General features: G+C 73.2%; 20 protein-coding genes. 10 read left to right on the top strand and 10 right to left on the bottom strand.

The features are described 5' to 3' along the window. Positions 1–16: 16 nt before the first annotated feature. Together ACGFZN_RS12210 and purU are read left to right on the top strand one after the other, a co-directional pair. Entirely contained in the window at positions 17–517 is a 501-nt protein-coding gene (locus tag ACGFZN_RS12210) for a hypothetical protein (RefSeq protein ID WP_393858368.1), read from the top strand. 108 nt (positions 518–625) lie between these two features. After that, entirely contained in the window at positions 626–1,507 is an 882-nt protein-coding gene (gene purU / locus ACGFZN_RS12205; protein WP_393858367.1) for a formyltetrahydrofolate deformylase, read from the top strand. A 45-nt stretch (positions 1,508–1,552) separates the two neighbouring features. On the opposite strand, the gene ACGFZN_RS12200 is transcribed toward purU, so the two are convergent. Together ACGFZN_RS12200 and ACGFZN_RS12195 are read right to left on the bottom strand one after the other, a co-directional pair. Then, the gene (locus tag ACGFZN_RS12200; RefSeq protein WP_393858366.1) at positions 1,553–2,965 is read right to left on the bottom strand and encodes a zf-HC2 domain-containing protein; all 1,413 of its coding nucleotides are present in this window, start codon (positions 2,963–2,965) and stop codon (positions 1,553–1,555) included. Next, positions 2,962–3,531, bottom strand: a complete 570-nt coding sequence (locus ACGFZN_RS12195; protein ID WP_393858365.1) for a sigma-70 family RNA polymerase sigma factor — start codon at positions 3,529–3,531, stop codon at positions 2,962–2,964. Before ACGFZN_RS12195 ends, ACGFZN_RS12200 begins: the two co-directional genes overlap by 4 nt. Positions 3,532–3,872: 341 nt before the next feature. Between ACGFZN_RS12195 and ACGFZN_RS12190 the strand changes: the two genes are divergently transcribed. From ACGFZN_RS12190 to ACGFZN_RS12180, 3 genes are all read left to right on the top strand, one after another. Beyond that, positions 3,873–4,247 carry an STAS domain-containing protein gene (locus ACGFZN_RS12190; protein ID WP_393858364.1) on the top strand — a complete coding sequence of 125 codons (375 nt, stop codon included), beginning with the start codon at positions 3,873–3,875 and terminating at the stop codon, positions 4,245–4,247. A 522-nt stretch (positions 4,248–4,769) separates the two neighbouring features. After that, complete coding sequence (locus tag ACGFZN_RS12185; RefSeq protein WP_393858363.1) at positions 4,770–5,282, top strand: EF-hand domain-containing protein; 513 nt, start codon at positions 4,770–4,772, stop codon at positions 5,280–5,282. A 529-nt stretch (positions 5,283–5,811) separates the two neighbouring features. Continuing rightward, positions 5,812–6,336 carry an ATP-binding protein gene (locus ACGFZN_RS12180; RefSeq protein ID WP_393858574.1) on the top strand — a complete coding sequence of 175 codons (525 nt, stop codon included), beginning with the start codon at positions 5,812–5,814 and terminating at the stop codon, positions 6,334–6,336. A 286-nt stretch (positions 6,337–6,622) separates the two neighbouring features. On the opposite strand, the gene ACGFZN_RS12175 is transcribed toward ACGFZN_RS12180, so the two are convergent. After that, complete coding sequence (locus tag ACGFZN_RS12175; protein WP_393858362.1) at positions 6,623–7,621, bottom strand: GlxA family transcriptional regulator; 999 nt, start codon at positions 7,619–7,621, stop codon at positions 6,623–6,625. A gap of 71 nt (positions 7,622–7,692) precedes the next feature. Between ACGFZN_RS12175 and ACGFZN_RS12170 the strand changes: the two genes are divergently transcribed. Continuing rightward, entirely contained in the window at positions 7,693–9,003 is a 1,311-nt protein-coding gene (locus ACGFZN_RS12170) for an MFS transporter (RefSeq protein ID WP_393858361.1), read from the top strand. A 39-nt stretch (positions 9,004–9,042) separates the two neighbouring features. Here the strand turns inward: ACGFZN_RS12170 and ACGFZN_RS12165 are convergent, their stop codons facing one another. Together ACGFZN_RS12165 and ACGFZN_RS12160 are read right to left on the bottom strand one after the other, a co-directional pair. Further along, complete coding sequence (locus ACGFZN_RS12165; protein ID WP_393858360.1) at positions 9,043–10,527, bottom strand: tetratricopeptide repeat protein; 1,485 nt, start codon at positions 10,525–10,527, stop codon at positions 9,043–9,045. A gap of 2 nt (positions 10,528–10,529) precedes the next feature. Further along, positions 10,530–14,066, bottom strand: a complete 3,537-nt coding sequence (locus ACGFZN_RS12160; RefSeq protein ID WP_393858359.1) for a CHAT domain-containing protein — start codon at positions 14,064–14,066, stop codon at positions 10,530–10,532. Between the two features lie 58 nt (positions 14,067–14,124). On the opposite strand from ACGFZN_RS12160, the gene ACGFZN_RS12155 reads away from it, so the two are divergent. Both ACGFZN_RS12155 and ACGFZN_RS12150 read left to right on the top strand, forming a co-directional pair. Beyond that, entirely contained in the window at positions 14,125–14,535 is a 411-nt protein-coding gene (locus ACGFZN_RS12155; RefSeq protein ID WP_393858358.1) for a hypothetical protein, read from the top strand. Continuing rightward, a complete protein-coding gene (locus ACGFZN_RS12150) occupies positions 14,535–15,467 on the top strand; it encodes a hypothetical protein (RefSeq protein ID WP_393858357.1) in 933 nt (310 codons plus the stop codon). Before ACGFZN_RS12155 ends, ACGFZN_RS12150 begins: the two co-directional genes overlap by 1 nt. 20 nt (positions 15,468–15,487) lie before the next feature. On the opposite strand, the gene ACGFZN_RS12145 is transcribed toward ACGFZN_RS12150, so the two are convergent. Next, positions 15,488–16,675, bottom strand: a complete 1,188-nt coding sequence (locus ACGFZN_RS12145) for a flavin-containing monooxygenase (protein ID WP_393858356.1) — start codon at positions 16,673–16,675, stop codon at positions 15,488–15,490. A 152-nt stretch (positions 16,676–16,827) separates the two neighbouring features. Then, on the bottom strand, positions 16,828–18,420 hold the full coding sequence (locus tag ACGFZN_RS12140) for a subtype B tannase (RefSeq protein WP_393858573.1): 1,593 nt from the start codon (positions 18,418–18,420) through the stop codon (positions 16,828–16,830). Positions 18,421–18,663: 243 nt separating this feature from the next. Between ACGFZN_RS12140 and ACGFZN_RS12135 the strand changes: the two genes are divergently transcribed. Beyond that, positions 18,664–19,536, top strand: a complete 873-nt coding sequence (locus ACGFZN_RS12135) for a GNAT family N-acetyltransferase (protein WP_393858355.1) — start codon at positions 18,664–18,666, stop codon at positions 19,534–19,536. A 40-nt stretch (positions 19,537–19,576) separates the two neighbouring features. Here ACGFZN_RS12135 and ACGFZN_RS12130 read toward each other — a convergent pair whose 3' ends face one another. From ACGFZN_RS12130 to ACGFZN_RS12120, 3 genes are all read right to left on the bottom strand, one after another. Beyond that, positions 19,577–20,242 carry a pyridoxal 5'-phosphate synthase gene (locus ACGFZN_RS12130; RefSeq protein ID WP_393858354.1) on the bottom strand — a complete coding sequence of 222 codons (666 nt, stop codon included), beginning with the start codon at positions 20,240–20,242 and terminating at the stop codon, positions 19,577–19,579. A 10-nt stretch (positions 20,243–20,252) separates the two neighbouring features. Beyond that, positions 20,253–20,678: a pyridoxamine 5'-phosphate oxidase family protein gene (locus tag ACGFZN_RS12125; protein WP_393858353.1), complete on the bottom strand. Its 426-nt coding sequence runs from the start codon at positions 20,676–20,678 to the stop codon at positions 20,253–20,255. A gap of 137 nt (positions 20,679–20,815) precedes the next feature. Continuing rightward, positions 20,816–21,433, bottom strand: coding sequence for a LysE family translocator (locus ACGFZN_RS12120; RefSeq protein ID WP_393858352.1), 618 nt, complete (start codon positions 21,431–21,433; stop codon positions 20,816–20,818). 82 nt (positions 21,434–21,515) lie between these two features. On the opposite strand from ACGFZN_RS12120, the gene ACGFZN_RS12115 reads away from it, so the two are divergent. Next, a complete protein-coding gene (locus ACGFZN_RS12115) occupies positions 21,516–21,983 on the top strand; it encodes an Lrp/AsnC family transcriptional regulator (RefSeq protein ID WP_393858351.1) in 468 nt (155 codons plus the stop codon). Positions 21,984–22,043 lie beyond the last annotated feature (60 nt).

The following is a 22,043-nucleotide window of genomic DNA, read 5'->3' as shown; positions in this document are numbered from 1 at the left end:
GGGGAACGTACGATCGATGACCGTGCAAGGTTCGGAGAACTCTTCCCGTCGTGGCCGTCGCTCCTCCACCATGGGCGGCATGCCCCTAAGCGACATGCCGTGGTGGCGCTGGCGCAGCAATGTGCGCTCGGCGCTGCACATGCTCTCCGACCCGGTGTTCCAGCGGGACGTCTGGCTGGCCGGCGTGGACGGGTACGGCGACGTCACCGACGCCGTCTACCGGCTGGTGGAGGACACCTGGCTGGACAACTGGTCCGCCGAGAAGTACGTCGGCACGATCTTCCGGGACTCGCAGGAGGCGGCCCTGGTGGACACCGCCGTGCTGCGGGTGCTGCGGATCATGCACCAGGTCGGCCCGGACGCGCCGGTCTCCGCCTACCTCGACCACCCGGGCTGGCCCGAGGCGGTCCGCGCGGCGCGGGACGCCCATGTCCGGATGACCGTGAGCGACGGCGAGGACCCGGACACGCCGCCGAAGACCCTGGAAGTCCTGAGGATCATGACCCGGACGGCGTGAGGGCGCCCGCACGGGGCGCCCGCGCCGCCGTGCCGCCCCGTTGTCCCGGTGTCCCGCCCTGCGGGACGATCGCTCCCGGCAGGCGTCCGACGTGAGAACCTGTAGGGCATGAACGAGCAGTCCGCGCCTGCCGCCGCCCCGGCCGACCAGTACGTCCTCACCCTCTCCTGCCCGGACAAAAAGGGCATCGTGCACGCCGTGTCGAGCTACCTCTTCATGACCGGCTGCAACATCGAGGACAGCCAGCAGTTCGGCGACCACGACACCGGCCTGTTCTTCATGCGCGTCCACTTCTCGGCCGAGGCGCCGGTGACGGTGGACAAACTGCGGGCGAGCTTCGCGGCGGTCGGCGACTCCTTCCACATGGACTGGCAGATCAACCGGGCCGACGAGAGGATGCGGATCCTGCTGATGGTCAGCAAGTTCGGGCACTGCCTGAACGACCTGCTGTTCCGGGCGCGGATCGGGGCGCTGCCCGTGGAGATCGTGGGCGTGGTGTCGAACCACACCGACTTCGAGGAGCTGGTGGGCTCCTACAACGTTCCCTTCCACCACATTCCGGTGACGAAGGACACGAAGGCGGACGCCGAGGCGAAGCTGCTGGAGATCGTCCGCGAGGAGGGCGTCGAACTGGTCGTGCTCGCCCGCTACATGCAGGTCCTCTCAGACGACCTGTGCAAGCAGCTCAGCGGCCGGATCATCAACATCCACCACTCCTTCCTGCCGAGCTTCAAGGGCGCGAAGCCGTACCACCAGGCGCACGCCAGGGGCGTCAAGCTCATCGGGGCGACGGCGCACTACGTGACCGCCGACCTGGACGAGGGGCCGATCATCGAGCAGGAGGTCGAGCGCGTCGGCCACGGTGTGACGCCGGACCAGCTGGTCGCCATCGGCCGGGACGTGGAGTGCCAGGCGCTGGCGCGGGCGGTGAAGTGGCACGCGGAGCGCCGGATCCTGCTCAACGGCCGCCGCACCGTGGTGTTCGCCTAGCCGGCCGGGGCGCGTCCGCGCCCCACGGCCCGCGTCCGGCGCGCCCTACATCCGGCTCAGCCCGGCCGTGGCGAACAGCACGTCCCTGATCGCCTCCCGGTCGCCCAGCTGCCCGGCCGCCGCGTCCTCCGGCGAGATGCGGCCCGCGGCCAGCCGGCAGAACTCCACGCCGTCCAGCGCCACATGGGCCACCTCGTGCTCCGCGGAGCCCACCGCCGCCGGTGAGTCCAGCGGGATCAGCCACTCCCCGCCGGCGTGGCCCTCGATCTCCAGCCGCAGGCTGCGGCCGGGCTCGCCGGCGACGCCGAGGTGGCGGCCGCGGCCGGGCGAGGCCAGCCCCGCCTGCCGGCGTTCCGCCAGCGCCGCGGGCAGCATCCGGGCCGCGAGGTCGATCATCTTGTGCAGGTGGCGCGTCGCGGGCGGCCCGTAGGGGTAGTCCACCGCCTCCGCGATGTCCTCGGCGTGCACCCAGCACGCGAAGGCCCGGTCCAGCATCGCGTCGTGCAGCGGCAGTTCGACGTCGCCGTACGACACCGGGAGCCCGCCCGCGTGGCCGCCGGTGAACGACACCGTCCGCACCAGGCTGTGGCTCTGCTCCCGCCAGGGCCCGCGCACCGAGCGGGTCGGCGGGAAGCGGGAGGTCCGCCAGAACGCCTCGGTGCGCTCCTGCGGGCCCACCGCGCGCCGCTCCGCCACCTCGCCGACCTCGGCCAGCGGGTCCGGAAGACCCAGCCCGACCGCGACCAGCCCGTCCACCGACAGCAGGTGTGCGATCACCCCGGCCACGGTCGTACGACGGCTGCGCGCCGTGTCGGACTCGAACCACCGCAGCCGCACCGGCGCGTGCCACTCGGCGCGCCCGAAGTCCTGCAGCAGGGCGTCGAGGCGCGCGGTCTCGGCGTCGTACGGCACCGCCCACTCCGGCACCGGGATGCGCGGCGGACGGCGCTCCAGACAGCTCTCCAGGACGCGGGTGCGCAGCGCCGGGTCGAGGTCGAGGCTCTCCGGCCGGTGCAGCAGGCCGACCGCCTCGCGCAGCCGGCGCGCCTCGTCGGCGCAGCTTCCGCAGGAGCCCAGATGGTCCTCGACGGCCGCCGTCTCCGCCGCCGAGCACGCGGCCAGCGCCCAGGCTCCGAGGAGCGATTTCAGGACGTCGTGCGGCAGGTCGAGCGGCACGGGCACGAGGCCGTCCGCCTCGGCGGCGGACGGCGGACGCCCGCCGTCCTCGACGGAGGCGCGGGGCGTCGGTATGCGCGCCGGCCGGTCCGGCTCGGAGCCGCCGGCGCCGTGCGGCTCGTGGCCCGAGCCGCCGTCGCCGCCCGCGTCGCGGTGCCCGTTGTCACCGCGCCCGCCGGCGCCGCCGTACCCCTCGCGCCGCTTGTCCTGCTCCTGCTCCTGCCCGGGGCCGTCGTGTTCGTCGTGCTCGTGCTGCGCCTCGAACCGTCCCGCTCCGCTCACAGCGCGCCCCCTGGTTCCGGCGGGGTGCCGGCGTCGTGGGCGGTGGAGAGCAGCTGCAGGCCGAGGCGGAGCCGGCGGCGGGCCTCGTCCTCGGTGACGCCGAGGTCGGTGGCGGTCTGGCGGTAGTCGCGGCGCTGGAAGTAGGCCAGGTCGAGGGCGGCGCGCAGCGGGGCGGGCATGGAGTGGACGATGTAGTCGGCGCGGGCGGCGACCGCGGCGCGGCGCACCTTGCGCTCCAGCTCCGCCAGGGAGCCGCCGCCCTCCGGCAGCGCGGCCGTCTCGCTGGCGCGCAGCCGCTCCACGGCGAGCCGACGGGCGACCCCGGCGACCCAGGTGCGCAGGGGGCCCTTCTTGGGGTCGTAGGTCTCGGGGTGCTCCCACAGGTGGGCGAAGACCTCGCGGGTGAGGCTGTCGGCCGCCTTGTCGTCGCCGAGGACGCGGTGGGCGAGGCCGTGCACCAGCGAGGCGAAGCGGTCGTACAGCTCGCCCAGGGCGGCCGCCTCACCGCGGGCCAGCCGCTGCTGCATCTTGCGGTCCCAGCGGGGCGGTGCGTCCTTCTCGGCCATGCGGTCCCTCCCCTCGTCCGTGTCCGACCCGTCCAGCCTGTCCGCGCCGTCGTGACGAATGTAGTCGGCACACCTGACAGCGCACGCCCCTTTGTGTCAATGCGCGCCCCCCGGAGCACCGCAGGTGATAGTGCCCTCTTCACATAAGCTTCACACGACCCTTGTGCATCTACGATCGAACGCGATCGGCAGTGACCGAAAAACGCTCCTTGTTGATCAAGTCCAGTTTGCCGCCGGACGTTTCAGGGAACGGCCGCTGGGCAGCCGCGCGGAAGCAAGCGTAGGAACTGCTTCCGTTTCCGGGCGGTTCCGGAAGTTCCGGCGAGCGGAGGGGCAGGGACGTGGCATTCAAGGTGACCGGCGTCGAACACGGCGAGTGGGCCGTGCTCCGGGTGACCGGGGAACTGGATCTGATGACCTCGCCGGTGCTGCGGCAACACGTGCACGACGTCGTGGCCGAGGGCCACCACAGTCTCGTCGTGGACCTCTCCGACGTGTTCTTCTGCGACTCCAGCGGGGTCGGCGTCCTCGTCGCCGCCCGCCGGCTGATCCGCTCCTGTCAGGGCCGGCTCCGGCTCATCCTGCCCGACCGGGGCGCCGAGGACGGCTCGCACGTCAACCGGGTCCTCGGCGCGCTCGGCGTCCGCCGCCTCTTCGACGTCCGCCCCGACCTCGAGGCCGCGACGACCGACGAGGCGGGCCCGCTGTCGGCCTGACGGACGCCCTCTCGCCACCGGTCCGGGCCCACCGCGCCACCGTTCCCGCCCCTCGCCACCGGTCCAGGCCGCCACGCTGCCCGCGCCACCGTGCTGCTGTTCACACCGTCCGCGCCACCGCGCCACCGTTCGTCACCGGTCCAGGCCGCCCACGCCGTCCGCGCCACCGTGCCGCCATGCACGCCGTGCGCGCCACCGTTCTCTCCGCTCGCCACCGGTCCAGGTCCCCCCACGCCTTCCGCGCCACCGTGTCGTTGTTCACGCCGCCCGCGCCACCGTGCCGCCGTTCACGCCGTCCGCGCCTTCGCGCCGCCGGCGCCCTCACCGAGCCTTTCGCGCCCCGCCGCGGCGTCGTCCCCGCGCTTGCGACATGGCCACACTGTTGTCGCAGAATTCCCCCGGTCTTGGCACAACCGCCGGGTCACGGCCATCCCGGTGCCCTGCGCGTCATACGCTCCCTGCGAGGTGGCCCGGCCACCCGCCCCACGCCCGAGACGCACACGTAAGGCGGCCCGAACAGACATGGTCAGCACCGAGTACGAGCGCAGGATCGCCGCCCGGTTCGCCACCTTCGACCAGGACGGCAACGGCTGGATCGACCGCGAGGACTTCAACGCGGCGGCCAAGGCGCTCCTCGCCGAGTTCTCCGTGACCGCGCGCTCCGACAAGGGGCAGGCGCTGTACGCGGGAGCGGAGGCGTTCTGGCAGGGCATGGCCGGGATCGCGGACCGGGACGGCGACCAGCGCATCACCCGCGAGGAGTTCGTCACCGGCGCGGTCAAGCGGCTGCGCGACAACCCCGAGCGCTTCGCCGAGATCGCCCGCCCGTTCCTGCACGCGGCCCTCGCCGTGGCGGACACGGACGCCGACGGCCGCGTCACGGTCGCCGACACCGCCCGCGTCCTGCGCTGCCTGCACGTCCCCGCCGACCTCGCCGGCACCGTGGCCGCGGCCCTCGACGCCGACGCCGACGGCGCCATCACCGAGCCGGACATCATCCCGGCGTTCTCCCGCTACTTCACGGTCGCGGAGTAGCGTCCGCCCCCAACCGTTGGCCAAGATGTCGCGGATCGTGGCATGCCGGTTTCACGGAGCGTCGATACCGGGTTGTGTCCTTCGCGGGGCTCGTCACATCCCGGAGTCGGCCGCCTGCTCCGGTACCTTGTGTGGGATGCGAGTGGCGGCGAGCGCGAGCCGGTCCGGCGGTGCCCCTGGGGCGGTGCCGGGTCACGCGGTGCGCGGCGCTGTTCGCGGGGCGATGACGGCTTCGGCCGACGCCTGTTCGACTCCCCGGCACGAGCGTCGCACAGTATGCCGTACGCGTACTCCTTCGCGATGGAATATGCCCGAAGCGCTTGTTGGGGTGACTGTACGTCAACCATGCTGTCGTCCAAGGGAATCACGTTCCGTGACCCTTGCTCTGGCCGTTGTTCTGGCCATGCAGAAAATGGCTACGATCGTGGCCCTCGTGATCGCCGCCGCGGCCCGGAGCTTCGCGGCGGCCCGGTGGCGCGGGGTCACGAGTCCGCCGGTTCGGATGGTGTGAGCGGTGCAGGTGCTTCAAGTGCAGCTGGAGATCCGGCCCGACCCCACGGAGGTGGGCCGGGCGAGGAGGTGGGCCCGCTCGCGGCTCGCCGGACTCGGCATAGCGGCCGACGAGCCGCTCGCCGAGACCCTGATCCTGCTCGTCTCCGAACTGGTGACCAACGCCGTGGTGCACACCGGCCACGCGGCCGTGCTCCGGCTCTCCTTGCCGGGCGCGACGTCCGCGGCGCCGGCCGATGAGGACCTACCGCCGGCCGACGCGGCCGCGCCACCAGCGGTGCCCGCCGCGGGCACCGTGCGCGTGGAGGTCGCCGACGGCAGCTCCCGCGCCCCCGTGCCGCGGTGCGCCGGCAGTGACGCGACCGGCGGCCGGGGCCTGGCCCTCGTGGACTGCCTGGCCGACCGCTGGGGCTGGAGCCCGGAAGGCGCCGGCAAGAGCATCTGGTGCGAACTCGACCGCTGCGCAGGGCCCGGACAGAGCGCAGCGGTGGCGTACGGGAGCGGGCTGTCCGCATACGAGGGCTTCGCCTTCGAGGCGGTGTAGCACCCGTCGCGGTGGTGCGCCGGAGGTGCATCCGTGCGCGGGTGCCGCGAACAGGGCGTTCGTAACAAATCCCCGTACCGGCGTTGACGGGCCGTCACCGGCTGAACACGCTTGTGGGCGACGATTCGCCGCGAGGGGACGGCGAGGGCCTGGCGACGGCGGCTCTCGCCGAGTGTGGGTCGGCACCTGGTGGGCGGCGCGTGCGCAAGGCAGTGGGGGGAGGCGCGCCGCCCGCCGTCAGGTGTGTACCGACCGTCTTTCCACAGGGTGTGGACAACTTTTCCCGTCAGGCCCGGGCGCCCGTCCGGAACGTCCTGCGATAGGCGGTCGGCGTCACCCCGAGCGCCTGCTGCAGATGCTGGCGCATCGACTGGGCCGTGCCGAAGCCCGCCTCGTGGGCCACCTGGTCGATGGACAGGCCGGTGGTCTCCAGCAGATGGCGGGCGCGTTCGACGCGCTGCTGGGTGAGCCACTGGCCGGGGCTGATCCCGACCTCCGCACGGAACCGGCGGGTGAAGGTGCGCACCGACATCGCCTCCTGCTCGGCCATGTCCCGCAGCTGGATCGGCTCGTGCAGCCGGCCCAGCGCCCAGGCGCGGGCGGCGGTCGTGGTCGACGACTGCGGGTCGGGCACCGGCCGTTCGATGTACTGGGCCTGCCCGCCGTCGCGGTGCGGCGGTACGACCGTGCGCCGGGCGACGTCGTTGGCGACCGCCGTGCCGAAGTCGCGGCGCACCATGTGCAGGCACAGGTCGATCCCGGCGGCCACCCCGGCCGAGGTGAGCACGTCGCCGTCGTCGATGAACAGCACGTCCGCGTCCACCTCGACCCGCGGGAAGAGCCGCTGGAAGCGGTCGGCGTCGGCCCAGTGCGTGGTCGCCGGGCGGCCGTCGAGGTATCCGGCGGCGGCGAGGACGTACACGCCGGTGCAGATGGAGGCGAGCCGGGTGCCGGGGCGGATGCGGGCGAGGGCGGCGGCCAGCTCGCCGGTGAGCCGGCCCTCCTCGAAGACCGGGCCGAGTTCGTACGACGCCGGGACGATCACCGTGTCGGCGCCGGCCAGGGCCTCCGGGCCGTTGGGGACGTGCACGGCGAAGTCGGCGTCGGTCTCCACCGGTCCGGGCGGCCGCACCGAGCAGGTCACCACCTCGTACAGGTGCCGGCCGTGCTCGTCCACGGGACGGCCGAAGATGCGGTGGGGGATGCCCAGTTCGAAGGGGAGCAGGCCGTCGAGGGCGAGGACGGCGACCCGGTGCGGACGGAAACCGTCGGCGGCAGCGGTCATGGCCCGATCCTAGCGAATGCTGACCCTCGGGCCACTCGTTGTGCGTGCATGGACCAGGGACGCTGTATGACGTGACTCAGACAAGCCCAGCCGCAGCCCCCGTCCAGGCCGCCCCGCCCGCCCGGCGCCGCCGCGTGCACCGCGCCTGGTCCGTCGCCGCCGTCACCTTCGTCACCATCATCGGCGCGGCCGCCTTCCGTTCCCTGCCCGGTCTGCTCCTCGACCCGCTGCACCAGGAGTTCGGCTGGTCACGCGGCACGATCGGCGCGGCCGTGTCCGTCAACCTCGCGCTGTACGGCCTCACCGCGCCCTTCGCCGCCGCCCTGATGGACCGCTTCGGCATCCGCCGGGTGGTCGCCGCCGCGCTGACCGTCATCGCCGCCGGTTCGGGTCTGACGGTGTGGATGACGGCGCCCTGGCAGCTGTGGCTGTGCTGGGGCCTGCTGGTCGGCCTCGGCTCCGGCTCGATGGCCCTCGCGTTCGCCGCGACGGTCACCAACCGCTGGTTCACCGAGCGGCGCGGCCTGGTCAGCGGCATCCTGACCGCCGCGTCCGCCTCCGGCCAGCTGATCTTCCTGCCGGTGCTGTCCTGGCTGACCGAGCACCACGGCTGGCGCCCGGCCGCCGTGACGGTGGCCCTGGCCGCGCTCGCCGTGGTCCCCTTCGTCTGGATCCTGCTGCGCGACCACCCCGCCGACATCGGGCAACGTCCGTACGGCGCCAAGGAGTTCGTGCCCAAGCCGGCCCCGGTCGCCGGCGCCGCCCGCCGCACCCTGAAGGTCCTCGCCGGCTCCGTCCGCACGGGCACGTTCTGGCTGCTCGCCGGGACCTTCGCGATCTGCGGCGCCTCCACCAACGGCCTGATCCAGACCCACTTCGTGCCCGCCGAGCACGACCACGGCATGCCGGTCACCACGGCCGCCTCGCTGCTCGCGGTCATCGGCGTGTTCGACGTGGCCGGCACGATCGCCTCCGGCTGGTTCACCGACCGCTTCGAACCCCGCCGCCTGCTCGCCGTGTACTACGCCCTGCGCGGCGTCTCCCTCGTCTTCCTCCCCATGCTGCTCGGCCCCGCCGTGCACCCCCCGATGCTCTTCTTCATCGTCTTCTACGGCCTCGACTGGGTCGCCACCGTCCCGCCGACCCTCGCCCTGTGCCGCGAGAACTACGGCGAGGACAGCGCCATCGTCTTCGGCTGGGTCCTCGCCTCCCACCAGGTCGGCGCGGCCCTCGTCGCCTACCTCGGCGGCCTCGCCCGCGACGTCTTCGGCTCCTACGACCTGGTCTGGTACGCCTCCGGCACCCTGTGCGCGGCAGCGGCCCTGATGGCCCTGGTGATCCGCCGGACGCCTGCCCCGGTTCCTGCGGTCGCCGTGTCCTGAACGGGCCCCTTCCCGGAGGAACCCGGACCCGGGCGGCGGTCAGTGCCCGGGGCTCTTCGGCCTGCTGCGTCCCGCTCCGACCCACTCGACTCCGTAGAGGGCCAGGCCGGAGCGGTTGCGCGCAAGTTCACGGACCAGCGGGTGGCCGAAGCCCCAGCCGCCGATGATGTCCGCGAGCCAGTCCTCGATCCGCTGCTGCAGTTCGTCGAGCCGCTTCTGCCGCGCGAGCATGCTCAGGACGAAGACGACGGTCATCAGGGTCTCGTCGTGCGTCCTGCCGAGAGACCGCTCACTCACCAGCAGGCTCCGTTCGGCGATCTCCAGGGCCAGGTCGTCCTGGCCGCGCAGATGATGAAGCAGAGCGAGCCGGTAGTGGGCCGAGACGACGAGGGGATGACCCCGGCCGACTTCCCGGCTTCCGAGATCGATGGCCCTGCGGAAGTCGGATTCGGCTTCGTCCAGACGCCCCTGGTTCCTCAGCTGGGTCGCCCGGTGGATCAGCGCCGCCAGATGGCGCTGGGTGAGGCGGCCGGGCTCACCGGAGAGCCGTTCGAGCGTGTGCTCGGCCTCCTCCGGGCTCATGTCGGACGTGTCCGGCCCGGCCTGCTCCTCCAGCGCGGAGGCATAGGACCGGCGAACGTCCACGGTGTCGGGGTCGGTGGCGCCGAGTGCCGTCTCGAACTCGGGGACGCACGCCGCCCAGATCTCCAGCGCCTCGGCAAGGCGGCCCGCCTTGCGCAGGACGACGGCGAGGTTGTGCCGGGCCATCAGGGTCATGCGGTCCCTCGGCCCGGCGACCGCCGTATGGTGCTCGACGAGCTGCCGGACGACACGGGCCGCGCGGTCGTACTCGCCCAGCCGCATGTACATCGCGCCCAGGTTGTTCCGGGTCGTCCACACGTCGGGCTGGTCCTCCCCGTACAGGGCGGAGACACCGGCGATCACCTTCTCCGCCTGCCGTGCGGCCCTGCGGACGTGTCCGCCCTGGTCGAGGACGGAGGCCAGGGCGGACCGGGTGCGCCAGGTCCGCACGTCGTCGGGGCCGACGTGGATCTCGCAGGCGCGCACGACGCGCTCCGCCACGGGCAGCGCCGACGCCCCCATCTGCTGGTGGAGCAGCAGGACGACGACCCTGTTCATCAGCATGGCACCCGCCGCGAAGTCGTCCTCCGGGCGCGTCAGCCCCACCCAGCGGACCAGATGGGGAAGCAGGGTCAGGCACCGCGCCACTTCGCCGGGAGACCCCTCGTCCCCCAGGTAGTGGCTCAGGGCGAGGACGGATTCGTCCCTGCCTCGCTCCCCGAAGGCCGAGCGCGCCGAGTCCGCGGCCTCGGCCGGCAGCACGAAGCCACCGTCGGGGCCGGGCGACACGAGGCCGGCCCGGGCGAGCTCGTCGACCGGGCCGTCCCCGGCACGCGGATGCAGGGCCTCGGCCAGGTCACGCGGAACGGGCTCGGCGGCCAGCCAGGCCGCCCGGGCCAGCAGTTCGCGCGCCGGTGCCGACAGACTGCCGAAGCCGGTCATGGTCAGGCTCCCAGGTGGATGAAGGAGGCCCACTTGGTGGGCGCGGCACCGTACCGGTGGCGGAGCAGCGACACCGCTTCGTGCAGGGCCACGGCGGCGAGACCGGTTCGCGGCGGATGGGCCGCGGCATCGGTGAGCCGGTCGTAGAAGGCGTCGGCGACGGCCGTGGCGACGTCGTCACCGACGGGCCACATCGCACCGACGACATGCCGGAACCCCGCCTGCTGGAAGGCCGCCGTGACATGCAGGGCCTCGTCCGCCAGCGCTGGAGTGATCTGGAAGGTGCTGCACGCGGAGAGGACGGCGAGCTGCCGTTCGGCCAGGGGCATCCCGGCGAGGTCGGCCACGGTCAGCGGCGACTCCTGGTGGTCCGCCAGAAGCAGCCGGCTGCGCGCGGGCGAGTGGACGTCGCTCTCGGCATGGCAGGCCAGATGGACGATCGAGTGGGACCGCAGCGCCCCGAGCACGTTGTCCTTCGTGGCGTCCGCGTTCTCCAGCAGCGTCGCCCCCGGCACGAAGCGGCGCACGGCGGCCACCTCCCGTCCGACCCCGCGCAACGGCTCCGCGGCGGGGACCTCCGGCTGCGCGACGATCAGCGCGCGCTCGCCCCGGGGCGGCGGGTCCGGGATGCGGCGCGCGAAGTGCAGGGCGCGCAGGTTGGTCGTGTAGGAGGAGACCACCCGGTCGAGGACGCCGTCGCCCTGGGCGGACTGGGCCGCGTGCCAGGGCAGGTGGCCCAGGAAACCGACCGGGCACCACCACATGCGCGGCCAGGCGCCCTCGGGGGCGGACGTGAGTCCGAGGGCCTCCATCACGGGCCGGGCCGCCACCCGCCAGAGCCAGTCGAGGGTGTCGCGCACCTCCGCCTGCGCCAGCAGCCGCACCCGGCCGGGAAACCTGTCCTCGGTGGCGTACTCGCGGGCGGTCAGGAAGGTGAGGACGCGGTCATGAGCGGTCGCGGCGTCGAGTTCGGGAAGGGACAGCACCCGGACCGGCTCGGCGGGGTCGCCGGTGAGGAGAAAGGCGTGCCCGCCACCGGAGGCCGACACCACCTTCACGACCGGCCCGGCGGAGCCCAGGAGGGTCAGGTCGAGGGACTCCTCCCCGGGAAGACGCGCGGTGAGGCGGTTCCATTCCTCCATCAACCGTGCGCGCTCGGCGGCGATGTCCCGGCTCAGCCGGCGCCGTTCGTCCCCTCCGCCCGATGCGGCGCGGTCCCGGGCGTCCAGTGCGCGTAGCCGGTCCGACAACGACCTGATCTCCGCGTCGAGACCGGCGTGCTCCGGGCCGGGACGGAACCTCGTGCCGAGATCCTCCTGGAGGAGCAGCCCCCTGCTCCTCTCCAGCAGCTCGACCGTCCGGACCGGCTCACCGGTGGCCAGCCCGGTCAGGACGATCTCCTCCGTCAGTTCGGCGAATGTGCGCACCACGTGCTCCCGGTCGTCCCACAGGGCGCCCGACGCCACGGTGAGCCGGAGCAGATCGATCGCCTTGGCCAGCCGGTCCAGCGACTCCCGGTCGTCCTGACCGGAGATCCGCACGTGGGCGGCGGCAGCCTGCATCCGCACCCAGGGGCGGGTCTCGGCCGAGTCCATGACGCGGGCCAGCCCGGCGAGCGCCGCCCGGCGGTGCTCCTCACTGCCCTCCAACCTGGCCAGGGCGCCGAGAGCCTGCGCCCGTTCCAGCTCCATCGCGTGCGCGACTCCCCTGACCAGCGACTCCCCGCCGGTCGTGAGGAACTCGTCCGCGAGTCCGACGACGGAGCGCAGCTTGTCGGGATCGTCCGTGGCCGCACCCAGCAGTCGCGTGGCGTGCAGCAGCTCCTGGCGGGCGAAGTGGATGTGTCTGCCGAGACCGGACTCGGCGAGCGAGAGCGCCTGCTCGGCCGCGGCCACCGCCTGGTGGAGACGGTCCGGTGTCTCCGGTTCTTCCAGGACGTGGAGATCGGTGAGCATGCCGGCGAGCCCGCAGAACACCGTGGCCCTGAGGTGGCCGGGCAGTTCGGGGATCCCGCTCGCCCGTTGCTGCACGGCCAGGGCCTCGCGCAGCAACGACACGTCGGACATACGGGCCGCGTAGCGATGCAGCACTCCCGCATAGGTGGTCAGGGCCGTCGCCCGCTGCGCGGTGTCCGCGCCGTCCATGCCCTCCACGGTGAGCCGGCCCTGATGGACGGCTTCCCGCTGGGCCTGCGGATCTCCCGTCACCTCGTACAGGACGCTGTTGGCGGAGGCCAGGGCGTGTCTGAAGAGGAAGGACTGCGACGGATCCGTTCGTTCGGTCAGGTCGAGACCGGTCCGGGCCAGCGCGACGGCCTCACGGGCCTCGGCGGCGGAATGGACCAGCTGGGCGTGCTGGTGAAGGGCGCTCGCCCCGGCGAGGGCGGCCTCCCGACGGGAGATGTCGTCCGCGGCCACGGCGAGCATCCTGCGGGCCAGACTCACCATGGAGGCCAGTGCCGCCGGATCCTGCGTCCGCTGGCTCGCCATGTTCTCCAGCGACCACTGCGCCCCCAGAACCGGGCCGTCGGCGGACGTCTCCGTGCCCGATTCCGGCAGGGCCGTACGGCAGAACGCGGAGACGACGTCCGTGTACCGGGGGTCTTCCAGCAGCCGGGCCAGCAGGGACTTCAGATTGCCCAGGGCGATCGTCCGCGGCTTCGAGGCCGAGCGCGCGAGCCGCCAGAAGACGCCGAGCGCCTCTTCGTACTGCTGCCCGTTCCCGGTGAGCCGCGCACACTCCGCGAGGGCGGCGCCCAGGTTCAGCCGGTCGCCGCTGTCGGCGCCGGGGAGACGGACGATCTCCCGTGCGCGTGCGACGGCCGTGCGCGCCGCATCGGCGTCGTCCAGCTGCTCGGCCAGCAGGATCGCCTGGACGGCGTGGTTGCGCAGGAAGAGCGGGCGGTCGGGGTCGTCCTCGGCCAGCAGGTCCAGTGCCGTGCCGCATACCTCGTAGGCCTCGGCCGCCACCTTCACGTCGCGCGTCGCCGAACGCAGCAGGCACAGGTGCGTTCCCAGCACCAGGACGACGCGCCGGTACAGCGGATGGTCCGGTGCCGCCGACAGCCGGGTGAGGCGTAAGAGGTCGGCCATCAGGGTGAGGTGCGCGGCCTCCGTCGACTCCGGGGCGCTGCGACCGGTCTCGAGGGCCAGGTCCCACCACACCAGCGGATCGGTGGTGAACCCGGTGTCGGTGGAGAACAGGGTGCGTGGGTCCACACCCACGCGGCGGTACATGCCGCGGAACGGCGGTGGCAGTTCGTCCGGGGCCAGCACCCGGACCGCGGCGAGCAGATGGGCTGCGGCTGCGGAGTCCCGCGCCGAGGCGTCGCTTCCGGGCCGCTGTCGGAGGGCGCGGTGGAAGAAGAACATTCCGCAGGCCTTCAGCGCGGGCAGGTCGGTGCCGTCGGTGCGGTGACGGGCCAGCAGCGCCGCCACGTCCGCCAGGGCCTCGCGGGACAGGACCGTCGCGGCGGCGGCCGAGGTCTCCGCCGTCCTGACGCGTCTGTGGATCCGTTCGATGAGAACGCGCCGCATCATGGCCCCCGTTGTCTTCCGCACCGATGCCGTTCGACGCCGCTGCCGCTAGCCTCGGCTCGTGACCGATCGCGTCCCGCCCCCCGAAGACGACCCGCTGTCGGCGGAACTCGCCGAGCGCGTGGAACGATTGTGCCGGGAACACGGCCGCAATGGCGACCTCGCGGACATGCTCGAAGAGGCCGGCGCCACCGAACTGCTGGACGACTTCGCCGAGTTGCTCACCCAGGACAGCGCCGAGCCGGGCCGGCTGTCCGAGGCGCTGGACGCCGTCGACGAGGCCCTGGCGTCGATCGGCCTGCACGGGCTGACCCGGCCCAACCGTTCCTGGAGCCCGCTGCCGGGTGTCCGCGCCCGCGACCCGGAAGTGGCCTGCTACGTCTGCCCGGTGAGGCGCTGCGACCGGGCGGAGTCCGAGGACGCGCGGTGCTCGCTGACCGGCCGGCCGCTGGAACGCGTCCGGCTGCTGTGATGAACACCTTCCTGCAGGAGCTGTCCAAGAAGGCCGCGGAGCGCTGGGCGGCCGTCCTCCTCGGGCCGGGCCTGCTGTTCGTGGCGTGTGTGCTCGTGGGACGGCACCAGGGGTTCACCCGCGCGCTCGACCTCGCCCGTCTGCGCGCCTACGTCCGGTCCGTGGTCACGGACAAGGCGTATCAGCAGCCCGCCGGCCTGGTCGTGGCTGCCGCGATCGTGCTGCTGTCCGCGGCCGTCGCCGGCCTGGCGGTGTCGTCGGCGGGCGGCCTGGTCGAGCGGCTCTGGCTTCCCGCGGGACCCGACTGGTACGTGCGCCTCCTCGTCGGATGGCGGGAGCGGCGGTGGAGCCGGAAGCAGCGGGCCTGCCTTGCGGTCGAAGCGGAAGCGCGGCAGGAACTGGTCCGCAACCGGCGCCGCGGCGTCGACACGCACTCCCGGGCCGCCGAGCTGCGGCGCCTGCTGGCCAGAAGGAACGCCTATTCGGAGCGCCGCCCGGACGAGCCGACCTGGATGGCGCAGCGTATGGCGGGGGCCACGGCCAGGGTGGCGGAGCGCTACCGGATGGATCTGGCCGAGATCTGGCCCCATGTCTGGTCCGTCGCCGACGGGCAGGTACGGGACGACATCCAGGGCGTCCGGGACAGCTTCACCGGTGCCGCCCGGACGGCCGCGTGGGGTGCCGCACTGCTCGGTGCGGCCGCCGTCACCTTCTGGTGGCCGGCGGCCGCGCTGGGAGTGCTCCTGCTGGTCACCGGGCGCCGGCGGGGCCGGGCGGCGATCGGCATCCTGGTGCCGCTCATCGAGAGCGCGGTGGACCTGTGTCTGCGGGACGTCGTCGGGCGCATGGGCATCGCATGCCCGGACGCGGTCACCCCCGACGTGGCCGACCGCGTCGTCCGCATCCTCAGGGTTTCCGTGCCCGACACCTGAGACCGGGAGGTCCTGGCGGGTCACCGGGCCGTGCGCAGGTGTCTCGCCACCGCCTTCGCGATCTTCCCGGCGTCCAGGGCCAGTTCGCGGAGCATTCCGCTGATGGGGTTGGTGTAGCCGGTGAAGTACAGCCCGGGCGCCCCGGCGGGTGTGCGGCCGCCGTGGGCGGCGGGCTTGCCGCGCTCGTCCAGTACGCCGAGATGCCCGACCAGGCCCTCCAGCGCCCGGGTGTACCCGGTCGCCGCGATCACCGCGTCCGGTTCGATCCGGCTGCCGTCCGCGAGGACCACCTTGCCGTCCTCGAAGGAGTCGACGGCGGCCACGATCTCCACCTTGCCGCCGCGGACGGCGTCGATCAGGCCGACGTCCTGCACCGGGATGGCGCCCTCCTTGACCCTGCTGTACAGCCCGGTGTCCGGGCGGGGCAGGCCGTGGGCGGACAGGTCGGGCAGCGCGGCCCTGGCCTGGAGCCGGGACAGCCGGTCCACGAACCGCACCGGCAGCCGCCGTACCAGCACGCCCGAGTACTGCGCGGGCCAGCCCAGGGTCGAACGGCGCACGATGTGCGGCACGGTGCGCACGGCCAGCCGCACCCGCGCGGCCCCGCCCTCCACCAGGTCCACGGCGATCTCGGCGCCGGTGTTGCCGACGCCGACGACCAGGACGTCCCGGCCCGCGTACGGAGCGGCGTTGCGGTAGGCGCCCGCGTGCAGGAACTCGCCGCCGTACTGCTCGAGGCCGGGCCAGTCGGGGACGCGCGGGGTGTGGTTGTAGCCGGTGGCGACGACCACCGCGCTGCCCGTCAGCTCGCGGCCGCCGGAGGCGTGCAGCAGCCAGCCGGCGCCGTCCCCGGCCCGGTCGACGCGGAAGACCTCCACGCCGGTGACGATCTCCAGCCGGTGGTGCTCGGCGTACTTCTCCAGGTAGCGCACGACGTCGTCACGGGAGACCCAGCGCCCGAACCTCCGGGGGATCTTCAGGCCGGGCAGGGCGGACAGCCGCCGGGTGGTGTGCAGATGGAGCCGGTCGTAGTGGCCGCGCCAGGAGTTGCCCACCTGGTCGGCCTTCTCCAGCACCACCGCCCGGATGCCCCGTGCGCGCAGGGCGCAGGCGGCGGCCAGGCCGCCCGGACCGGCGCCGATGACGTACACCGGGCGGTCGGCGGGGGTGGCGGAGAGCTGCGCGGAAGCGGAACGGGAGTCGGCCATGCTCGGGAGCGTAATCACGCACCCGGTTGATGGGTCTCGGTCAAGACCGGAATTGGTTGCGGATTGATCACGGGTGGGGGAGGAGTGGGCGGGACCGGTGCCGTACGGCGGCCGGTTGTGGCGGTACGGCGGCCGGCCCCGCCCCGGACCCCCTACTTCCGGGCCTTGTGTCCCGTCACCTTCGCGATCCATGCGATGAAGTCGCCCGGGTCGTCGTTGGCGCCGTGGCCCTTGTCCCAGTAGTAGAGGTGGTTCACCTTGTCGCCGAGGCCCGCGGCGGCGGCGGCCAGGTTGGCGGAGACGACGTGCGAGGTGTCGGTGTCGCTGGCGCCCAGCCGGATCCACCAGTGCTTCGAGCGGCGCCCGTTGACCTTCTCCACCAGGTGGTACATCGGGTTCATCAGCCGCAGCTTCTCGGGGATGTCCGCGGCGATCCGCCGCGTGCTCAGCCCGGTGGTGTCGTTCTCGGCGGAGTAGGCCGTGAAGTGCCGGCTCTCGGTCGTCCCCGCGCCGAACTCGTTGTTCTCGCCGGCCGACAGGTCGAAGGCGTCGAAGGCCGGGGTGGTCTTCTTGCGGGCGCCGACATGGGTGAGGTAGTCGTCCCAGGCGAAGCTCGCCCTGCCGTTCTTCCAGGTGATGAAGGTGTTCTTCGCCAGGTACGCCGCGCGGTCGGAGTCCGACAGGGCCGCGAGGTACCGGGTGGCCGACGGCTGGAGGTACTGCTCGAGCAGGTACGCGTCGTAGTTGCGGGCGGTCAGCGGGCCGAAGCCGTTCAGGCCGCGCAGCCTCAGGGCGGCCTGGTACTCGGCGAACTGCGCGCGCAGTTCCTTCGACACCGTCTGGTCGACGACCTTGCCGGTGGACTGGGCGGCGTTGGCGCCCCAGTTCCACTCGTAGGCTCCGTCGGCGTGCTCCAGGTCGGTGATCGGGCACCAGGCGCCGGTGGCGAAGATCGCGTCGGAGGCGTCGGCCGCGCCCAGCTCGCTCAGGTACTTCTCGTAGAGCGGGCTGTCGCCGGAGGCGCCGAGCAGCGCGGACAGGGCGCCGCCCGCGCTGGTGCCGGCCGAGACGATCCGGTCGGTGTCGCCGGGGATGCGGCCCTTGTTGAACCGCACGTACCGCACCGCCGCCTTGAGGTCCACGATCGCGGCGGGCGCGGTGCCGTAGTACTCGCCGGCCGAGTTCTCGAGGGTACGGCCGCGGGCGCCGGGCTCGACGACCACGTACCCGGCGGCCAGCGCCAGCAGCTGGTTGGTGCTCAGGGCGCCGCCGGTGGCGTTGGTGTTGCCGTTCGCGCCCGGCGCCGAGGCGGAGGCGGAGGGCGCCCCGCTCGGCGCGCCGCCGCCCGGCATGCCGCCGCCCATGCCCCCGCCGCCGATGCCGGTGGCGTCGGCCACCGAGGACGGCATGTAGCCGCCGACCGAGTTCGCGAACAGGATCGGCGCGTCGGAGGCGTCCACGGCGGTGCCGTCGATCTCGACCGGCACGCTCACGTTCAGGGACTGGTACTTCTCGTCGACCGGATCGGCGACATAGGTGAGCGCCTTCCAGAAGTGGTACGTCACCGAGTGCGTGCTGCCGTCGGTGCCGGTCACGCTGGTGGTGAGCCGGGTGTACGCGTCCGGGTCGAAGACGAGCGCGTCCGAGGCGGACGCGGCCTGTCCCGAGGAGCGGTCGCTCGATGCCTGGGCGTTCAGGGCGATGCCGCCGACCGCGGCGACACCGGCGGTGGCGCCGATGCCCATGACGACCGTCCTGCGCTTGACTGCCCTGTGCTTCACCTTTGCTGCCTCTCGTCCGGCGGGGGCCTGATGCGGCAGGTTCCGGTACGGAACCTCCTGGCCTTGCGTTCGCGAACGTATTTTGGTGGCGACAAAATCGTCAACAATATGCCCGTGATTCTGGGAGTACTCACAGGTGGCACGGGAGGGGCTGCCGGGGCCGGAAAACCGCGTGCCGCCCCGGAGCCGGGGCCCGATCATGGCCGTATGCGCCCAGAGACCTGGCGACTCACCCACGGCCTCGACGAGTTCCTCTCCCACGCGGGTGACTTCCTGCGCTCACGGCCCGCCCTGCACACGGTGCCGCTGACGGTGACGGACGCGCTCGCACGCCGCGGGCTGGACTTCTACGGCGCCGAGCCCCCGCTCTTCGGCGTCCTGGACGACGGCGCGGTCCGCGCGGCCCTGCTGCACACGCCGCCCTTCCCGCCGCACGTCACCGCGCTCACCCCGGCGCAGGCCGACGCCCTCGCCGCCCGGCTCGCGGAGATGGACCGGCCGCTGTCCGGCGTCTCCGGCCCGCGGGAGTCGGCGGAGGCCTTCGCTGCGGCCTGGCAGCGCCGCACCGGTACGGCGGCCACCCTCCGGCAGCGTCAACGGCTGCACCGGCTGGCCGAGTTGAGTGTGCCGCAGCCGGCACCCGCCGGGCGGGCGCGGATCGCCGGGACCGCGGACCGCGAGCTGCTGATCCGCTGGAAGCACGCCTTCGACGCGGACACCGGGCACGGCGTCGGCACGGACCCGGCCGCGTGGGCCGACGCACGGATCGCGGACGGCGGCATCACCCTCTGGGAGAGCCCGGACGGCACCCCGGTCTCCCTGGCCGGAGTCACCCCCGAGACCGCCGGCCAGGTCCGCGTCGCTCCGGTCTACACCCCGGCCGGCCTGCGCGGACGCGGATACGCGGGCGCGGTCACGGCCGAGGTGAGCCGGTCCGCGCGGGCGGCGGGCGTCCAGGAGATCCTGCTCTTCACCGACCTCGCCAACCCCACGAGCAACGGGCTGTACCAGCGCATCGGCTACCGGCCGGTGGCGGAGTTCGCGGTGTGGGGGTTCCCCGGACGCGCGGCGGGCGGCTGAACCGGGCGGGAGAGCGGAGACGTTCGGCGGGCGGGCCCGGTCACGGCCAGAGCAGCGCCCTGCTCCACCCGAACTCCGTGCTCCGGTACTCCAGCCGCACGTGCCGCCGGTCCGCGTCCCCCTGGAAGAACTCCACCGTCTGCGGGCGCAGCCGGTACAGCGTCCACGTGGGGGACGGCTCGTCGGGGTGGGCGCGGGCCCGTTCCCAGGCCGCGTCGGACGCCTGCCGCAGCTCGTCGAGCGAGGCCAGTTCCTCGCTCTGCCGGCCGGTGAGCGCCGCGGCCAGCGCGCCCGTCGAGCGGGCGTGCAGATCGGCCTGGCTCTCCTCGGCCGGCGCCGCCGTCACCGGTCCCCGCATCCGCACCTGGCGGCCCAGCACCGGCCAGTAGAAGGCCAGGGCCGCGTGCGGGCGGGCGCTCAGGGCCCGGCCCTTGCGGCTGGAGACGTGCGTGGCGAAGGACCAGCCGTCCGCGTCGGCGCCGTGCAGCATCACGATCCGTACGTCCGGCATCCCCTCCCGGTCCACCGTGGCCAGCGACATCGTGTGCGGCTCCGGCTGCCCGGCCGCCACCGCGTCCGCGAACCAGTTCGTGAACAGCGCCAGCGGGGTCGGCGGTGCGGTGTCCGGGTCGAAGGGCCGCAGCTCGGTCGTCCCCGGCGCCCAGACCCGCAGCGACCTCAGCAGTGCGGGGAGATCAGTTCCCATGCCCCCATGGTCACACCTGGCCGAGATCCGACGACACCCACCGCTCCGGACGCATGTGGATCACCACCTGCTCGCCGTGGTTCTTCCAGGCGAAGTCCACATAGCCGTCCACCTTTTCGGCCGGCAGATAGCGCGCCGACATCCGCCGCAGCTCCTCGATCGTCGCCGGAGCCGTCCTGACCACGGGGCCCTCCACCGACACGTACCTGATCGTCGGCTCCAGCCGGTCGACCATCAGCGTGAACCGGCCCGCCTCGCCGATCAGGCGGTTCTTGCGGGACTCCAGCCCCGTCATGATCCACGCCTCGCCGCCCGGCTCGTACCCGTACCAGATCGGCACCGTCAGCGGCGCCCGCCCCGGCCCCGCGTCCACCGCCAGCGCGGCCACATGGGCCTCGGCCAGGAACGCCTCTCGCTCCTCGCGGGTCAACGCCATGTCCCTCATCCTCCTGCGGCTCGTCCGTGGCCGGGCAACACCGGCCGATGGCAGGCGTCTTCCCGTATGCGCGGCCGGCCGACCGGTTCCGGCCGGTCTCCACCGTCCCGGGCGAAAGAAACCAGCCCCCGGCGCGGCTACACCGTGGTGAGCCGCTCCACCAGCAGCACCGCGCCGATCCCCACCATCGCCGCCCCCGACGTGCGCGCCACCGCCCGGGCCGCGGCCGGCCGCGCCGACAGCAGCGCACGCGACACCGCGCCGACCACGGCGTACACCACCGCACAGCACCCCATGTGGACCAGGCCGTAAGCCGCCGTCTGGACCGGGACCGGCAGATGGGCGCCGCGCAGGGTGAGGAACTGGGGGAGCACGGACAGGAAGAGCAGCAGCCCCTTGGGGTTCAGCCCGCTGATCGCGGCCCCGCGCAGGAAGAACCCCCGGCCGTCCCCGGTGTCCTGCGCCGCGCTCGGCACGGCCGGGCGGCGCAGCACGCCCCAGCCCAGCCACAGCAGGTACCCGGCGCCCGCCACCGTCAGGGCCGTCAGCAGCTTCGGGGAGCCCGCCACCACGACGGCCAGGCCGGCCGCCGCCAGCGCCGTGTGCAGGGCGTATCCGCAGACCAGGCCGGCCACGGCGCGCGGTACCGGGCCGCGGCGCAGGCCGGTCGCGATGACGTACGCCCAGTCGGCGCCCGGTACGCACACCAGCAGCAGGTCCACGGCGAGGAAGGAGAAGAGCAGTCCCGAGTCCATGCCGGCGACATTAGGCGCGAACGGCCCGAAAGTGTTCCCGAAGTTTGCCCGACATCGCGCATGGCGAGGGAGAATCTTACCCATGGACGACGTGGACCGGAAAATCCTTGCCGAGCTGCAGCAGGACGGGCGGCTGACCGTGACCGAGCTGGCCGCGCGGGTGCGCCTGAGCGTCTCGCCCTGCCACCGCCGGCTGCGCGAGCTGGAGCGGTCCGGCGCCATCGAGGGATACCGGGCGGTGGTGGACCCGGCGGCTCTCGGGCTGAACTTCGAGGCGCTGGTCTTCGTGTCGATGCGGCAGGAGGACCGGGACACGGTCGCCGAGTTCGAGCGGGCGGTCGGCGAGCTGGAGCACGTCCTCGACGCCCAGCGGCTGTTCGGCGAGCCCGACTATCTGCTCCGGGTCGCCACCGCCGACCTCGCGGCCTTCCAGCGGCTGTACGACGAGCGGCTGGCCACCCTGCCGGGCGTGCAGCGGCTGACCTCGACGCTGGTGATGAAACACGTGGTGCGGGACCGGCCGCTGCCCGCCACAACAGCCCGTCCATAGAGGCACGTTGGGGCTGCGGGGCGTAAGCGGTGTGTGGTACACCGGAATCCACCGGGGATC

Origin of the sequence: Streptomyces sp. NPDC048192, from assembly GCF_043202415.1 — a bacterium.
In the GTDB taxonomy this organism is placed as follows: Bacteria; Actinomycetota; Actinomycetes; order Streptomycetales; family Streptomycetaceae; genus Streptomyces.
Note: the sequence above shows the minus strand (reverse complement) of the source record. Positions and strands in the feature narration are given on the sequence as shown.

Excerpts from the sequence above, each read along its gene's own strand:
- ACGFZN_RS12150 (WP_393858357.1), top strand. The coding sequence starts at position 14,535 with ATGAACACCTTCCTGCAGGAGCTGTCCAAGAAGGCCGCGGAGCGCTGG.
- ACGFZN_RS12185 (WP_393858363.1), top strand. The coding sequence starts at position 4,770 with ATGGTCAGCACCGAGTACGAGCGCAGGATCGCCGCCCGGTTCGCCACC.
- ACGFZN_RS12210 (WP_393858368.1), top strand. The coding sequence starts at position 17 with ATGACCGTGCAAGGTTCGGAGAACTCTTCCCGTCGTGGCCGTCGCTCC.
- purU (WP_393858367.1), top strand. The coding sequence starts at position 626 with ATGAACGAGCAGTCCGCGCCTGCCGCCGCCCCGGCCGACCAGTACGTC.
- ACGFZN_RS12195 (WP_393858365.1), bottom strand. The coding sequence starts at position 3,531 with ATGGCCGAGAAGGACGCACCGCCCCGCTGGGACCGCAAGATGCAGCAG.
- ACGFZN_RS12145 (WP_393858356.1), bottom strand. The coding sequence starts at position 16,675 with ATGGCCGACTCCCGTTCCGCTTCCGCGCAGCTCTCCGCCACCCCCGCC.
- ACGFZN_RS12115 (WP_393858351.1), top strand. The coding sequence starts at position 21,516 with ATGGACGACGTGGACCGGAAAATCCTTGCCGAGCTGCAGCAGGACGGG.
- ACGFZN_RS12135 (WP_393858355.1), top strand. The coding sequence starts at position 18,664 with ATGCGCCCAGAGACCTGGCGACTCACCCACGGCCTCGACGAGTTCCTC.
- ACGFZN_RS12175 (WP_393858362.1), bottom strand. The coding sequence starts at position 7,621 with ATGACCGCTGCCGCCGACGGTTTCCGTCCGCACCGGGTCGCCGTCCTC.
- ACGFZN_RS12120 (WP_393858352.1), bottom strand. The coding sequence starts at position 21,433 with ATGGACTCGGGACTGCTCTTCTCCTTCCTCGCCGTGGACCTGCTGCTG.
- ACGFZN_RS12125 (WP_393858353.1), bottom strand. The coding sequence starts at position 20,678 with ATGGCGTTGACCCGCGAGGAGCGAGAGGCGTTCCTGGCCGAGGCCCAT.
- ACGFZN_RS12130 (WP_393858354.1), bottom strand. The coding sequence starts at position 20,242 with ATGGGAACTGATCTCCCCGCACTGCTGAGGTCGCTGCGGGTCTGGGCG.
- ACGFZN_RS12165 (WP_393858360.1), bottom strand. The coding sequence starts at position 10,527 with ATGACCGGCTTCGGCAGTCTGTCGGCACCGGCGCGCGAACTGCTGGCC.
- ACGFZN_RS12140 (WP_393858573.1), bottom strand. The coding sequence starts at position 18,420 with ATGGGCATCGGCGCCACCGCCGGTGTCGCCGCGGTCGGCGGCATCGCC.
- ACGFZN_RS12160 (WP_393858359.1), bottom strand. The coding sequence starts at position 14,066 with ATGATGCGGCGCGTTCTCATCGAACGGATCCACAGACGCGTCAGGACG.